11 protein-coding genes and 3 pseudogenes are annotated in these 14,690 nt (G+C 59.2%); 4 read left to right on the top strand and 10 right to left on the bottom strand.

The genetic code is table 11. The features are described 5' to 3' along the window. Window positions 1–3: 3 nt before the first annotated feature. The 5 genes from ACP8KU_RS00900 to ACP8KU_RS00880 are packed head-to-tail and all read right to left on the bottom strand — an operon-like array spanning window position 4 to window position 6,158. Window positions 4–1,728 carry an ABC transporter ATP-binding protein gene (locus ACP8KU_RS00900; protein ID WP_014303363.1) on the bottom strand — a complete coding sequence of 575 codons (1,725 nt, stop codon included), beginning with the start codon at window positions 1,726–1,728 and terminating at the stop codon, window positions 4–6. Then, on the bottom strand, window positions 1,728–3,494 hold the full coding sequence (locus ACP8KU_RS00895) for an ABC transporter ATP-binding protein (protein WP_014307393.1): 1,767 nt from the start codon (window positions 3,492–3,494) through the stop codon (window positions 1,728–1,730). The genes ACP8KU_RS00900 and ACP8KU_RS00895 overlap by 1 nt, the downstream gene beginning before the upstream one ends. Window positions 3,495–3,521: 27 nt before the next feature. Beyond that, window positions 3,522–4,307, bottom strand: a complete 786-nt coding sequence (locus ACP8KU_RS00890) for a thioesterase II family protein (protein WP_023018093.1) — start codon at window positions 4,305–4,307, stop codon at window positions 3,522–3,524. Next, window positions 4,304–5,521 carry a glycosyltransferase gene (locus ACP8KU_RS00885; RefSeq protein WP_284643938.1) on the bottom strand — a complete coding sequence of 406 codons (1,218 nt, stop codon included), beginning with the start codon at window positions 5,519–5,521 and terminating at the stop codon, window positions 4,304–4,306. Before ACP8KU_RS00885 ends, ACP8KU_RS00890 begins: the two co-directional genes overlap by 4 nt. A 7-nt stretch (window positions 5,522–5,528) precedes the next feature. Beyond that, a complete protein-coding gene (locus tag ACP8KU_RS00880) occupies window positions 5,529–6,158 on the bottom strand; it encodes a sugar O-acetyltransferase (RefSeq protein ID WP_014303359.1) in 630 nt (209 codons plus the stop codon). Between the two features lie 411 nt (window positions 6,159–6,569). On the opposite strand from ACP8KU_RS00880, the gene ACP8KU_RS00875 reads away from it, so the two are divergent. From ACP8KU_RS00875 to ACP8KU_RS00865, 3 genes are read left to right on the top strand one after another with little or no spacing between them, the layout of a single operon-like run. Next, the gene (locus ACP8KU_RS00875) at window positions 6,570–7,634 is read left to right on the top strand and encodes an ATP-binding cassette domain-containing protein (RefSeq protein WP_014303358.1); all 1,065 of its coding nucleotides are present in this window, start codon (window positions 6,570–6,572) and stop codon (window positions 7,632–7,634) included. After that, the gene (locus ACP8KU_RS00870) at window positions 7,631–8,392 is read left to right on the top strand and encodes an ABC transporter permease (RefSeq protein WP_014303357.1); all 762 of its coding nucleotides are present in this window, start codon (window positions 7,631–7,633) and stop codon (window positions 8,390–8,392) included. Before ACP8KU_RS00875 ends, ACP8KU_RS00870 begins: the two co-directional genes overlap by 4 nt. After that, window positions 8,385–9,206 (top strand): ABC transporter permease, encoded by an 822-nt coding sequence (locus tag ACP8KU_RS00865; protein WP_484483823.1) that lies wholly within the window; start codon window positions 8,385–8,387, stop codon window positions 9,204–9,206. Before ACP8KU_RS00870 ends, ACP8KU_RS00865 begins: the two co-directional genes overlap by 8 nt. A gap of 544 nt (window positions 9,207–9,750) precedes the next feature. Here ACP8KU_RS00865 and ACP8KU_RS00860 read toward each other — a convergent pair. Continuing rightward, window positions 9,751–10,008, bottom strand: a pseudogene (locus ACP8KU_RS00860) (IS110 family transposase); the annotation flags it as partial. A gap of 48 nt (window positions 10,009–10,056) precedes the next feature. After that, a protein-coding gene (locus ACP8KU_RS00855) for an IS3 family transposase (RefSeq protein WP_284632127.1) occupies window positions 10,057–11,270 on the bottom strand; the annotation gives its coding sequence in 2 pieces (ribosomal slippage) (window positions 10,057–10,997 and window positions 10,997–11,270; 1,215 coding nt in all). A 350-nt stretch (window positions 11,271–11,620) separates the two neighbouring features. Here ACP8KU_RS00855 and ACP8KU_RS00850 point away from each other — a divergent pair. Further along, window positions 11,621–12,511 (top strand): cation diffusion facilitator family transporter, encoded by an 891-nt coding sequence (locus tag ACP8KU_RS00850; RefSeq protein ID WP_023016542.1) that lies wholly within the window; start codon window positions 11,621–11,623, stop codon window positions 12,509–12,511. Between the two features lie 30 nt (window positions 12,512–12,541). Here the strand turns inward: ACP8KU_RS00850 and ACP8KU_RS00845 are convergent. From ACP8KU_RS00845 to ACP8KU_RS00835, 3 genes and pseudogenes are all read right to left on the bottom strand, one after another. Further along, a pseudogene (locus ACP8KU_RS00845) lies at window positions 12,542–13,269 on the bottom strand (IS1634 family transposase); the annotation flags it as partial. 36 nt (window positions 13,270–13,305) lie between these two features. Then, window positions 13,306–13,959: pseudogene (locus tag ACP8KU_RS00840) on the bottom strand (IS256 family transposase); the annotation flags it as partial. Window positions 13,960–14,303: 344 nt separating this feature from the next. Continuing rightward, window positions 14,304–14,597: an antibiotic biosynthesis monooxygenase family protein gene (locus ACP8KU_RS00835; RefSeq protein ID WP_005276388.1), complete on the bottom strand. Its 294-nt coding sequence runs from the start codon at window positions 14,595–14,597 to the stop codon at window positions 14,304–14,306. Window positions 14,598–14,690: the final 93 nt, after the last annotated feature.

Here is a 14,690-nt window from a genome sequence, read left to right as displayed (position 1 = left end):
TCCCTACAGCTTCCAGCTGGTGGCGTCGCTCTTTTCACCCCAGAAGCTGCGGTAGCGTGGGGAACTCTCCATGAGTTCCTCGTGGTTGCCGATAGACTCCACGGTGCCGGAGGGACTCATCATCACAATCTGGTCCGCGTCGCGGATGGTGTGCAGCCGGTGCGCAATGACGACGATGGTGCGCTCGGCAGAAAGCGTTTTCATACCGCGCATCACAAGGTGCTCATTCTGCACGTCTAGAGAGCTAGTCGCCTCATCAAGCAGCACGATCCGCGCGTCCTTCAGTAGCGCACGAGCGATGGAGACACGCTGACGCTCACCACCGGAGAGATTCTGCCCGCCCTCGCTAATCAGGGTGTCAAACCCCTGCGGCAGCTGCCGGGCAATCTCGGTGACACCGGCCAACTCCGCTGCGCGGAGCACCTCCTCCCGCGTTGCATTGTGGCAGCCCAGGCGGATGTTTTCATACAGTGTGTCCTCGAAGAGGTACACGTATTGGAACACCATAGCCAGCGAATCCAACACCGCCCGGGAGCCAAGATCGCGAATATCCACACCACCGATACGGATGGTCCCCTGGTCAACGTCATAGAAGCGTGCCGCAAGTTTTAGCAAGGTGCTCTTGCCGCAGCCGCTGGGACCCACCAACGCAGTAGTAGTTCCGGGCGCCACGCGGAAACTCACGTCGCGGACCACTGGGGTGTTGGGTTCGTAGCCAAAGCCCACCCCATCGAACTCGATGCCATAGTCGCGTGGCGCCGCCGGAACCGCAGGCTCCGGCAACACCCGCGCATCGAGGATCTTTTGGATCTCATCTAAGGTATTGCGCGCGGATTCCAAGCCCTCGCCGTAGGGTATGCCCGACATAGCAACGCGAGCCAGGATGAACACCAACACAATGACGCCAATGTAGGTGCCTGCTTCTAGCCAGTGGTTGAGAAGTAGCACGGTGGCCAGGGCATCAATGACCACGGTACCGACCATGATGATTAAAGCCAGACGACCCATGATCATCTCACCTGTCTTCTGGGTGTGCTGCTGGGCGCTAAGCTGCTCTCGAATCGAGGCGCGCACGGCGCGCTCCCCCAGCGAATCCGGCCCAGCCATGCGCAGCACCGGCTGCACCTGGGCGAACTCCAGCACCTCCGCGGCGCCGTGCTCGTTGCGCTCGCCCTTCTGGCGCTCTGCCACGCGGTACTGCCGCATTAGGCGGTTATAGGCGAACCACACCACGGCAGCCACTGCAACGGTAACCAGCCCCAGCCGCCAGTCCACGGCGATGAGAAACACGCAAGCCAAACCGGCCGAGGCAGCACCGTGCAGCATGGGCCGCAGCATCATTGCCGGCGCGTTAGCGGCAAACAGCGCACCGCTGGTGGCTACAACACCGATCTGGCCGGCGCGATCTTCTTCAAAATAGCCCAGGGGTAGCTGTGCCGTGCGATCGGCGATAAGCCGGTGGATGCGCAGCACGTAATCATGCCCCAGGTCCTGGGCAATAACCTCAGTGGGCCAGTCTGCGGCGGCGTAGACGAGGACGGAGATAATGATCCAGGGCAACCATGCTGCGGCCTGCGCGGGATCTTCGCTAAACAGCGTGTCCAAAAACAGTGCAATGAGGATAAGGCCAATGGCCAACGCCACCGCGGAAATCCCAATTAGCGTAAGGACCAGCACCAGACGGCGACGATCAGCCGGACTGCCCAGTGAATAGAGCGTGCGGATCATTATTTTTCCTCCCCTTGGATGCCCGCCTGCGCGGTTTGGTAGCGTGCCCACATCGTGGCGTAGCCCTTGCCTGCCGCCACTAACTCTTCGTGAGTGCCTGCTTCGGTGACCTCACCGTTTTCCAGCATGAGGATCCGGTCAGCGCCGGTGATCGTGTGGAGCCGGTGTGCGATAACTACTAGCGTGCGCCCGGCCACCAGCTCGGTAATGGCCCGCTGGATCGCGGCCTCGGAGTCCGGATCCGCAAAAGCGGTGGCCTCATCCAACACGAGGATCGGCGCGTCGAGCAAGATGGACCGGGCAATAGCCAGCCGCTGCTGCTCGCCACCGGAAAGCTGCGCGTCCTCTCCCACCACCGAGTCGTAGCCGCGCGGCAGATGGGTAATGCGCTCATGAATCTGGGCGGCGCGGGCGGCGCGAACCACGTCTGCGTCGGTGGCCTCCGGGTGAGCGAGGCGAATGTTATCCCGCACGCTCATCCGCATAAGGTAAGGGTCCTGGAAGACGAACCCTACCCTACGGTAGAGCTGGTCAGATCGGAGATCAGTACTAGGGACGCCACCAATGCGCACCGACCCCTCCGTGGGGTCTAATAGCCGGGGGATGAGCGCGGCTAACGTGGACTTCCCCGAGCCGGAAGGTCCCACCACCGCAGTGATGCTGCCGGCGGTAAGTTTTTGGTTAATGCCGGAAAGCACCGGGGTGTCCGGCACGTAGGAGAAGCTTAAATCTTTCAACTCAATTCCGGCGTTTGCAGGCTCCCTGCCGCCAGCAGCGGGCGGCAATACCGGGATGTTGAAGAACTCGGTGAGATCCGCCGCGGCAGCCTTCGCCTCCGAAAACATGATGTTAGTGCGCGAAAGCATAAGCAGAGGCGCGGCGATGTTGTTGATCAACAAAAACGCTGCCAGCACATCGGCCACTGGTACGCCCGCAGACGTGATGAGCCACGGGCTGGCCGCGGCTACCACCAGCAGGCCAAACCCGGTGGAGGTGAAGATCTTCATCAAAGCGGTGGGGTGTACGGTGGCGTGCAACCACTCGCGATAGAACCCACCAAAACTCCGGGAACGACTAAGGAAAATGCTCTCGTCGTAGCCTTCCGGAACAAACACCTTGATAACCGGGATGCCGCGCACCAACTCTACGACGGCGGCGTCTAGCTGCTTCTGGCTGGACTTAAATTTCTCCGCCTTTTCTTGAAACTCGCGCATCATAAACGGCATGGTGGCCACTGCCAACAGCAGTGGTACCAGGCCCAGCAGGCCTATCCGCCAGTCCACCACGAACATGTATCCCAGGCTCAATAGCGGTACGAGTACACCGGCCGAATAATCGTGCGGCGCGTGGGCGATGAGCTGGTGGATCTTGGTGACGTCGTCTTCGATGTAGGTTTTCACAGTCCCCGAAGGTGTCCGCGTAAACCAAGACAGCGGGAGCCTACCCAGCTTGGTAATCTGCTGCTGGCGTAAGTGCTCGCCCAAAAGGCCGTCGGCCTGGTGGCTTACCTGGAGGCTCTTCACGGTTGCCTGTCCATGTAGGACGGTGGCCACCATGAGCGCCGCGACTAGCAGCCACAGCTTTGACGCATCTATCGGCTCTCCCTGGAAGGACAGCATTACGGTGCGCACCAGCTCAACCAGCACGATTACCGGCACCAGCGACAAAAACGCCGCCAGCACCGCCAATAGCAGCGACACCGTGATCTGCCGGTGGGCAGGTTGAGATATTTGCCTAAATGTAATGGGTGGTTTTTGTTCGGTCATCGGGGCCTCTTTACTTAACAGTCACAATCACGCATTGTTCCGCGCTAACCAGGCAGTGTTCCCAGTAATTCCCGCTAGAAAACCGGCAAGCAGGTCGAGGAACTCGGTTCCAGTATCGAGCGGGAAGAAATGCCCACCCGGCAGGACCTTCAGTTCAAAACTACCGCTGGTAAAATTTTCCCACCGGGAAAGCATCTCTGGGCTGACAGCTGGGTCGCTATCCCCCGCCAATGCCAGCACAGGAGAGCGAAGCACCGTGGTTGCATGGTGAAAGCCCTCGTGTAACACATAATCGCGACGAATGTCAGCGAGCAGCAGCTTCATCACATCATCATTGGCAAGGATCTCAGGTGGTGTGCCACCTACCTTCTCAAACTCCCTGCGCAGCGCACCGAACCCCATTGACGAGTGGTATTCCCCAGGCACGGTTTCTCCGGGCGCCTGCCGTGCGGCCACCACCACGGCTTCCGGTATAGTGGGCCGATGCATCTGCTGCAGGCAGGCAGCAACCTGGTAGGCCAGCGCTGCCCCCATGGAGTGGCCGTACAACGCAATCGGCGCGCCCGCCGCCAGATCTACTATCTCGGTTGCGCACATATCGGCGAGCTTGTCAAAGTCGCTTACCCATTTCTCTCGGCGACGGGTTGCCTTTCCGGGAAGCTCCACCGGCACCACGTCAATGCTTGGGTTGACCCCCACCCATCCACGATAGACGGAAGCGCTGCCTCCTGCGTGATGGAAGCAAAACAAGAGGGTTCCAGTGCGATGTCCGGCCACAAACGGAAAGACTCCCTCGCAGCTGATTTCTGTCATTTTTCGCCTTTCGCTAGGTCGGACTGATTAAGCACGATTTCTACTGCTGCGACGGTACCCGGGTCTGTGGCAAGCAACTCGGGCATCCTGCGGGCTGCGGAGTCGTATGCTCCACTTACCAAATCGGCAATTCCGGCGGCCAGGGACTGGGCACTCAGTTCGCCTCGCTGGGCGTCAATATAGTTCGGCCCGGCACCGTTTCGACAAACTGCGTTGGCATGGAAGTGTTGGTCACCACCGAATGCAACCGCAAGGCACGGCTTGCCGGCGCGCAGGATCGCCCCGGTGGTGCCCAGTGAGCCGTGGCAGATGCCTGCACGGCACCACGGAAGCACAGTCGCGAACGGGACCCGGGCGACGGTGAGGATTCCTTCTCTCACACCAGGCTCATGATCGGGATCGACGATTATCGCCCGCAGACCATGCTCGATGCACGCGTCTCGAGTCCATCGTTGAAGGTCATAAACGCGATCTGAGACCATACTCCCAAAGCTTGCCAGAACCGGGGCCGAGCCGGCAGTCACAAACTCCTCGACTGCTGGGTCTAGGGCGAGTTCACTGTGGTGCGGGTCAAGCCACTCGCCAGTGACGTGAATGTGGTTTTTCCATTCCGGCGCCGGCGGACTCAACGCGGGACTGAATTGGTAGATCGTGGTTGGTGGAGAGGAGAGCGCTCGCTGACGCAGCCCCAACCTACGGCGCCATGCCGCTATCACTGGGCGCATCGCCCAAGCCATCAGAGTATTGGACATCCAGTGGGTGACCAGAGCTCCGACAGAGCCGTCCAGTTTTCGCGGATCCACGAGGCTGTAACGGAGGCAGGGTTCGGTAGGGAAAACCTGCACCCGAACGCTGGGGACTCCGCGTGCAGCCCCTAACAACCGAGCAACTTCACTGAATTGGGTGTACATGACCACGTCAACGCCATCCATGGCATGCTCTAACACATCGAAAACGTGGGCGTCAGATATCATCTCACGGATACCTAAGACAGTGTCCATCATGCCTTTACTATCGCCCAAAAGGCGCTTCATTAACGCCCGGTAATCACCGGGTAACTCGATGTAGTCCACCCCGTTTGCACGAAAACTCCCGCCGAATTCGCTAAACCCAGCCAAAACAAACTGGTGGCCACGATCTCGAAGTGCGACACCAAGGTGCGCAAATGGCAGCATATCACCCTCAGAACCCAGGACGACCGCGAGAACTTTCACAGCCGTCTCAATCCGTAATCCAACTAGGCCACTCAGGAACCCAAGACTCCCCCATGAGCTTATCTTCCGGGCCAATATCACGAATGACTCGGCACGGATTACCGGCTGCGAGTACCATGGGCGGAATATCTCTTGTCACAACACTGCCAGCACCAATTACTGCACCATGCCCAATCGTGACACCCGCAGTTACCGTGCAATTGCCACCAAGCCACACATGGTCTTGTATGGTGATCGCACCCCCGGTACACACCATGTATTGCCGCTCTACGGGGTCTAAGGCGTGATTGCCAGCAAAGAAGGAACACCATGGACCAACCATGACCTCATTGCCAAATGTCACCGGGGCCATATCAAGTACCGTCGTTCCTCGATTGAAGGTCACGCCATCTCCGACCTTGATTTTCGAGCCATATTGGACATGAAATGGCAGGAAAACCATTAAGCGCTCCCCCAGTTCACCAAGCAGGTCTGCCATCACTGCCTGCTTCTCCGCTGTTTGAAGTGGACGAAGCTGGTTGAGATCGTGACACTTCTCCGCCGCCTCCATCATCTCGTAATAGAGATCCGGGTCCTCAATAGGGCGGAAGGGCTGACCGCAGAGAATCTTATCTTCGATCTGCTCTCGAGAATCCATGGATACTCCTTTGTGCTTGAGAGGCGCGAGCCACAATACGAATTACGGTCAGCCACGCGGTTTGACCCTGACTAGTCGGAATACCCAGATTCTTAGCTCACACTTGGTAGCTTACAGGCCTTCGACTTAATTGTCAAGCATGCCATGCCTAATTATGGTATGCTCAACTTTGCAGCAACCTGCAGCGTCGCCGCCGATCAGCCGACCTGTGCAGCCCTCTCCTGCGGGGCGCTGTGCACGACCCGGTGCCGCTAGACATACATCATTTTCTAAGGATTAGTTGGCACTACCCCAGGCGCTTGCTCCGTGGACCACAATCCATCGTTCGCGGGCAATAATCGGTTTTCCTTCTGCGGTAGGAGAATCGGTGCGCCGTCTAATAGACCGTTGACGTATATCCAGGGATGAATCATGAAAGAAAACCCCACCACGGCAACCGCTAGCGGTGACCCCAGCGCCACCGCAGTCCCCTCAACCAGCGCCCACGCAAAAGGCCGCGACCTGGTGCTTGATGTCCAAGATCTGCGATGTAGCCTGGGAAAAGTCAAGAAGCGAACGGAAATCCTGCGCGGTGTGACCCTCGCCATTCCGCGCGGGGGCATCCTCGCCGTCCTAGGCGCCAATGGTGCCGGCAAGACAACCTTGGTCAATGTCCTTTCCACGCTGCTGCCCGCCACGGGCGGAACCGCCATCATCGATGGCCACAACTTAGCCACAGATCCTTCCAAGGTGCGCGCTTCCATCGCGCTGACCGGGCAATACGCCGCAGTGGATGAGGAGCTTACCGGCAAGGAAAACCTCATCTTCTTTGGCCGCCTGGCAGGGCTTAAAGCTAGCGATGCGAAGGCCCGCGCCGCGGAACTTCTTGAGCGCTTCGATCTGGTTGGCGCCGCCGACCGCCTGGTTTCGGCATACTCGGGCGGCATGCGCCGGCGGTTAGATATCGCCGCCTCCCTCACTGTCCCGCCCGCGCTGCTGTTCCTCGACGAGCCGACCACGGGCCTCGACCCCGCCGCGCGCAGCTCCGTGTGGGATACCGTCCGCGGGCTGGCGGCCGACGGCACCTCGATCCTGCTTACTACCCAATACCTGGAAGAAGCTGACCAGCTCGCAGACCGCGTCGCCGTGCTCGCCGGAGGCAAGGTGCTCGACGAAGGCACCCCCGCCGAGCTCAAGGACCGCTATGGCACCACGGTGTGCCTCATCACGATGTCTAGCCCGGACGATGCCGCACGCCTCACCCACACCTTGCAAGAACACCGCATCGACTGCCGCCAAGAGGACACCGTATTGCGCGTCGATGCGCCCGATGGCCACCGCACCCTAGTCCGGGCGCTGGCCTTGTGGGATGGCGACGACACCTCGGTCGCGGACGTCTCCTTGGTTCCGCCCTCCTTGGACGATGTCTACTTCGCTATCGCCGGGTCCGGCGACATCGCGCAGCAGGCTCCCCACACCGGTGGAGGCTCCCAGTGAACGCGCTCGGAGCAGTCGCTGCCTCGTGGCACCGCAATGTCCTGCGCACCGTCCGCAACAAGGCCGTAATGGTTTCCGCCGTGGCAATACCCAGCCTGTTCATGGTCATCTTTTACGCCACCTTCGCCAAGGCTTCGACGGAACTCGGCATCGATTACGCCGCCTTCCTCCTGCCCGCCGGCGTTATTCAGGCGATTGTGTTCGCCGCCGGGGGCTCCTCCTTGGCGATTACGCGTGACGCCGAAAACGGCATCCACGACCGCATCCGCGCCACCGGGACGCCCGCCTGGGCCACGGTCGTCGGCCGGCTGCTGGCAGATCTCACCCGCGCCGCGTGGTCGTGCAGCATCGTCGTCCTCACCACGATCCTGCTCGGTGCCCGCTACGCTGCCGGACCGGGTCGTATTATCCTTACCATCGCCCTTTTCGCCGCCCTCACCATCATCCTCTCCGCGTTTATCGATGGCTCCTGCCTGTTGGCCCCCAAGCCCACCTCGGCGTCCTTGCTCTTCCAAAACCTCGTGCTGGTCATGGTGATGTTCTCCACCGCATTCGTGCCTGCGGATGCGCTGCCCGGCGGCATTGGCCCCATCATCCGGCACGTACCGCTATCTCCCATCTTGGACACCGCCCGCAACCTACTAGGTGGCGCTGCCCTGGGGGCGCGCGGAGTCGAAGCACTGTGCTGGCTCATCGCCATGACCGTCGTTGGCGTATGGGGCTTTATCACCGCTTTCCAGGGGAGGAAACATGACTAACCACACCACCGCCACCGTGTCGCACGACACCACCTGGCTGTCCACTGTCGCCACGCATTTTGGAAGGCACCTGCGCGCCGCCCGCCGCGATAGCGCGGTAATTACCAATACCGTGGCTGGTCCCGTTTTGATGTTCCTGGTCATGCGGTGGCTGTTTGGCGACCTCATGGCGGCCTCGCAAGGCTCTGCCACGCTCGACGCGTTACCGCTTACCATCGCGCTCATCCTTTCCAGCGAACTGATGAATGGCACCTCCGCCGCCGCGCAGATAATTAAGGAACGCCAACGCGGTATCACCACCCGCATCGCGACCACGCGCTACGGCACCAGCCCGGAGATCTTCGGCCGCTGGTGTTTCGATTCCTTACGCAGCCTTATCTCCGGCTGCGCGGTGCTGCTGGTTTCCGTGGCTTCTGGCCTGCGTATTCACACGCTGGCCGGGTTTGGCTGGGTGCTGTTAGTCATCATCTTCGGCGCGGTGGTGGCCGCCTCGCTATCGGCCATGGTGGGCGCGATGTGCGCCACCCCGGAGGCCGCCATTGGCCCGGCCCCCATCATCATGGCGGCCATGGCACTTAACGGCGGCCTCGTGCCCGTGGAGCAATTCGCTGGTGTGGTTCAACCCATCGCCCGGTGGAATCCGCTTACCTTCGCCGCCCGCGCCGGCGCCGCCATCGACGGCACGCCAAGCGCCGAAATCCTTGCCACCGGCCAGCCCGGCACCGCAGTCTGGGCTTTCGTGGCCTGGATGGTAGCACTCACCGTAGTGCTGCTAGCCGCCGCAGCTGCGTTCCGCCGCCCCACCATGTCGTAAATAGCGCCGGTTAGCGCGACAGTGCTACTTGTCGCGCGGCGGCGTCCCCAGCGGCGCGGTAGCGCTACTTGCCGCGCAGGGCGCGCCGCCGCGATAAAGAGCTGCGAATCTTTACCCGCGGCCGCGCTAAGGCGGGTAGTGTCGCCGCCGGTTACCGGCAACCAGGCGGCCTCGCCCGGGGCTAGCTCCAGGTCGTTTACCGTGACCACACCAGAAGTAGCCAGGGCGATGGCCGGTCCGGGAAGCTGCGTGGAAACCGTGGTGCCGGCGGGCAAATCGTAGCGGGTCACCGCAAACTCCTGCACCGGCAGCGGGTACTCTACTACCGTCGCGGTGTTGGGCGCGGCATCGGCAACAGCGGCGCTCTCCGCGCCTGCACCATCGCCCAGGGAGGTGTTCCTATATAGTTTGTCAATTCCGTGGGTGAGTTTGTTGGGGGGGGTGTGAAGGGTTTCTGCTTTTCCTTGTGGATGTTGTTTTCGGGCACGGTGAGGAGCCGATTGGGCTTGCTGTGCAATCGGCTTGAGGTGAGGGTCTGTTGGTTCTAGGCTGCTGCGGCCTCCTGGACTGTGGAGATGTCTCGGTAGAGCTCGCCGTTTCGCATCATGGCGAAGAGAACGTTGAGGCGCCGGCGTGCGAGTGCGACGACTGCGGCGTTGTGTCTTTTGCCTTCTTTGCGTTTTCGTTCATAGAATTGCCGGGAACGCTCGTGGAATCTGATCGATGCAAAAGACGATTGCCATAGGGCGTTCTTTAATTTTTTGTTGCCAGCCCGGTTAGGCGAATTCGACATGATAGACGTTCTGGGGTTGCCCGCAAATCGTGGACACGTAGTTAAGCTGCTTAGGGGTTAAGCAGCGGCCTTCTTATTACCATTTTGATCAGCGAGCTGGGCTTCGAAATCGACGGGGCTTACCATCCCGATGGACGAGTGGCGACGGCGCCGGTTGTAGACAATCTCAATCCAGCGAGCCACCGCCTTCCGGGCTTCGTTGCGGGTTCGCCATTCCTTCCGATCGTAAAATTCGGTCTTCAATGTCGACCAGAACGACTCGGCCATCGCATTGTCAAAGCAGACACCAGTACGGCCGACCGATTGTGCAATCCCTAGTTCTTGACAGACCTGCCACAGCTGTTCGCTGGTGAACTGGGTACCACGATCGGCGTGGAAGACCACGCCGTCGGGTACTTCACCACGCAGGGTATAAGCCATGCGCAGTGCACGTTCAACCAGGTAAGAATCCTGCACACTATCCATGGACCAGCCTAGGACTCGGCGGGAGTGTCCATCGCGGATAACGCATAGGTACAGCCAGCCCTCACTCGTGCGTAGATAGGTAATATCCGACATCCACACTCGATTAAGCTGCCCTTGATCAAATAGGCGTTTCACTAGGTCTGGAAGCGTTGACTTCCGCTTGGATTGAATCGTCGTTACGGGAACAAACGCCCTGGGTGAGATGCCTTCAATACCCATCATCCGCATGCGTTTGGCCACGGTTTTGCGATTCACATAGACCCCACCCTCGGCGAGTTCTGCAGTAATCCGTGGGGCACCGTAGACTTCGTCAGAATCTTCCCAGATGTCATGAATTTTCCTGTCTAACTGGTCGAGGAATCTCTGACGCTGATTTTCACCACGAAGCCGTACTGCTTGAGCCTTTTGCCATTTATAGTAGCCAGAACGAGAAACCTCTAATAACCTGCTCATTCGTTTGATGCTGTAGTTCGCCTTCTCCTGCTGCATTAGCTCAAATTTTTCCGATCGCGTTGCTTCGCAGCGAAGAAGGCGGTGGCTTTTGACAAGAACTCATTATCCATCTTGGCCTCAGCTAACTCACGACGCAGGCGAGCGTTTTCGGCCCGTATATCGGCATCACTGCGGCCATCTACCGAGCCTTGGCGTTCCCGCTCAAGTTTGACCCACCTGCCTAAAATTGTGGCCGATACGCTAATTTCCTTAGCCACATGAGCGATTGGGCGCCCAGACTCAATGACCAGTCTGGCGGCCTCCTGCCGGTACTCCGGGGTGTACTTCTTCCTTGACGAACTCACAATGAACATCCTCTCCTACGGACACAAGATCCGCACTAATCGGGTGTCCACTAAACGAGGGTAACCTCACGACCAGCCTTCTACGACAACGCTATCCCAACCGAGTACGAACACTCGATAGGAATCAGAAAAGACCCCATGAAGTAACTAACCGTGTACCCGCCCCGCAACACGCCGAACGGACACACATTCTGCTACTTAACCCTACTTTTTGGTTGTTCATGTTTCAGCTTCTCTACACATTCAAAGGACAACTGCACAATGACCTAAAGCAGGCCGACTTGGCCTCAGTGGCTGCGCTTACCGCCATCCATTTGCATTTAATTGTCAATAAGCGTCGACGGGGATAGGCTGAGTGCATGGCACACGAGCACCACGACCACGATCACTCCAGCACGCCGCTGCGCGCACTCTTGATTGCGCTAGGCATTACCGGCACCGTCTTCTTCGCGGAGCTGATCGGCGGCTGGTTGGCGGGTTCGATGGCGCTGATGGCGGATGCGATGCACATGCTTTCCGACGCTGCGGGGTTGATCATCGCGGTGTCAGCGGTGTTGGTTGGGCGCCGACAAGCATCGGCTCAGGCCACGTACGGCTACCGACGAGTGGAGGTGCTTGCTGCACTGGCGAACGCAGTGATGGTGCTGGCGATCTCGGTGTGGATTGTCGTCGAGGCGGTGCGCCGCCTGCAGAGCCCGGCCGAAGTGCAGGGAAAAACGATGCTGATCATCGCGGTGATCGGCCTGGTGGCGAATGCGCTATCGGCGTGGGTTCTGCACCGGCACCGCAAATCCTCGATCAACGTGGAGGGCGCGTTCTTGCACGTGTTAGTGGATATGCTCGGCTCTGTCGCAGTAATCGTGGCCGGCATCGTGGTACTGACCACGGGGTTTGTGGCGGCGGACGTGATCGCCTCCCTAGCGATCGCGGCGATGGTGCTGCCGCGCGCCTGGCAGCTCATGCGGCTTTCGACGAGCGTGCTGCTCGAGCAAGTCCCGGCGGACTTCGACGCCAGTGCGATCGAGCCCGCGCTGCGGCAGGTCGAGGGCGTTGCTGACATCCACGACCTGCACCTGTGGAGCCTGGACGGCGTGAACGTGCTCACGACCGTGCATATCGTGCGCGACGGCACCGTCGGCACCGGCCCGCTGTTGGATGCCGCCCAGCAGGCCCTGCGCGAACACGGTATCGAGCACTCCACCATCCAGATTGAGCACCCAGAGCACGAATCCCACGAGACGGTGTGCTGATTCCCTTCTAACCTGACTTAGGCCAATTTTGTGCGGAAGTTCGCGGCCGGTGATTACTTGGATGGTGGCCGTGAGGTCGGGCGGGAATGGTACGGCGGCGTGAATGGTTTCGCCGCCAACGACGAGTTGAAAGCTGCGGTATTTCTTGAGTGTTCTCACGAGGCGTTTGATGAAGTGACCACTGCGGGTCTCCATCAGGTGGGTCACGGCTAGTGCTGCCATCACAATATTGAGATGTGCTGTGATCGAGTTTTGTTTCCTCGCATAGATTAGGCGTGCTTTCAGGTCTGATTTCGACATCCGATACGACATTTTCAATGTGGAATAGCCTGCGGTAATGCCCGATAACCTCCTGGGCGGGAAGAGCGGTCAGGTCGGTTTCATAGCCTTTAATTCCGGCTAGGGCTCGGTGTTTGGCAGCGAGAGCGTAGTTGACCTTCTTGTTCGGGGTGGAAAGATCGAAATAGCGGTTGCGCTTAATGGCGATTTCGCCGTCAACAGCGCGTTTGGCTTTTGCGACTTGCTCTTTGATTCCGCGCAGGCCGCGTCTGGCCCGATCATAGGAGTACTGGAAGTGGGTCACCGTATTCGGGGTTGTGTGTTTGCGCGCATCGCTTGCCGAGGCTTGTGTCCAGATCTGGCCGTGGGCGTAGGCTTCACCAGGGATTTCCCGCCGCCAGGTTTCAATCACCTCAGGCACGGTGGGGTTTCACCGACAAAATGTAGTGCAGACCTGCATCTATCAATGCTTGCTTGTTCGGAGGGTGTCAAGTTGTTTGTGTGTGGGGGTAGGTTTATAGGTATTTGTCGAAGCTGTCGGGGTAGGCCACGGCCATTTGGTTAATGGCTTGTTTCCAGCCGGAAACTCGGGCTCCTTCCATGAGTCTGCCGGCTGTCGCTGAGACTCGTTTGCCTTGCTTTGCCCTCTTTGCGGCTCGTTTGTCTTCGATGTTGCAGATCATCAACCACAGCGTCTTTATCGCTGATTCATCGTTGGTGAACTGCACCCTGTTGCGGGTAGCTTTACGCAGCTGGTTGTTGAACGACTCAATGGAGTTCGTCGTATAGATTACCTTTCTGGCTGCTGGTGGGAACTGCAGAAACGGTACGAAACGCGCCCACGCATCACGCCAGACCTTGACTGAGCGGGGATATTTCTCACCCAGCTCGGAGGCTTCAAATTCGTCTAAAGCAACCTGTGCTGTGGGCTCGTCCGTGGCAGTGTAAATCTTTTTCAACGCGGCTGATACGCCCCGGCGATCCCCGTAGGCTACCCACCGGTTAGCGGCGCGAATCAGGTGCACGATACAGGTTTGCACCATAGAGTTCGGCCAGGTTGCCTCAACTGCCTCTGGCAGGCCTTTCAGCCCGTCACAGCAGACGATAAAGACGTCTTTGACCCCACGATTGGCCAGGTTGGCGCATACCTGCGCCCAGAATGTGGGCCCGACCCCCGGAAAGTGGACACGTCGGGGGTCGGGCCCCTCCTCATGCGGGTTAGGTTCCCACACCCACTCTCATTCGAAAGGTACTACGGTGGTCGCCTCATGCATCCATCAGACCCTCACCGTCAGTTACAGATACACCACACTAAAGGACGCAACCGACATCGCGGGTAAGCGCCCGCGCGTGTTGCCACACCGTACCCCAATTAGCGAGCTTTAAAACTAGTACAGGCCGCGCTGGCTGGTTCGCCAGTTAGCGCGTGCAACCGGGGGATAATGAAAACCGCGGGTTCCGGATTTCCGGGCCCGCGGTTTCGCTTGTCGTGCCTGTGAAGATTTTTGATGAGTTAGCTTTCGAGCTGAATGGATTCAAAGCCCAGCACGTCGACGGACATGCCACGCTTTTCGTCTTCGACATGGTTGCCTGCTGGCCGTGCATCAGCCCACTTTTGGTAGTTTTCCTGGCTGTCCCACCGGGTGACGACGAAGTAGCGATCCTCACCGGCGACGGGGCGCAGCAACTCAAAGCTTTCAAAGCCTTCGGCCTTGTCGACACCTTTTGCGCGTTGCGCAAAGCGCTGCTCGATTTCCGGGCCAGCACCTTCAGGGAAGGAAAGGGCAGTGATGTTAACGTAGCTCATAGATCATCCTTTCTGTGATTGGATTCATCCTTCATTTTAGCGATAGTTAATCTGGTGGGGATGTGAAGTTCAGCAGAATTACCGTGGTATTTT

The organism is Corynebacterium sp. LaCa_282 (genome assembly GCF_057198125.1).
This window is presented reverse-complemented; position numbering and strand designations above follow the sequence as displayed.

Bases quoted from the DNA above. Each gene is read 5' to 3' on its own strand.
- ACP8KU_RS00900 (WP_014303363.1), bottom strand. From the start codon at position 1,728: ATGATCCGCACGCTCTATTCACTGGGCAGTCCGGCTGATCGTCGCCGT.
- ACP8KU_RS00895 (WP_014307393.1), bottom strand. From the start codon at position 3,494: ATGACCGAACAAAAACCACCCATTACATTTAGGCAAATATCTCAACCT.
- ACP8KU_RS00890 (WP_023018093.1), bottom strand. From the start codon at position 4,307: ATGACAGAAATCAGCTGCGAGGGAGTCTTTCCGTTTGTGGCCGGACAT.
- ACP8KU_RS00880 (WP_014303359.1), bottom strand. From the start codon at position 6,158: ATGGATTCTCGAGAGCAGATCGAAGATAAGATTCTCTGCGGTCAGCCC.
- ACP8KU_RS00875 (WP_014303358.1), top strand. From the start codon at position 6,570: ATGAAAGAAAACCCCACCACGGCAACCGCTAGCGGTGACCCCAGCGCC.
- ACP8KU_RS00865 (WP_484483823.1), top strand. From the start codon at position 8,385: ATGACTAACCACACCACCGCCACCGTGTCGCACGACACCACCTGGCTG.
- ACP8KU_RS00850 (WP_023016542.1), top strand. From the start codon at position 11,621: ATGGCACACGAGCACCACGACCACGATCACTCCAGCACGCCGCTGCGC.
- ACP8KU_RS00835 (WP_005276388.1), bottom strand. From the start codon at position 14,597: ATGAGCTACGTTAACATCACTGCCCTTTCCTTCCCTGAAGGTGCTGGC.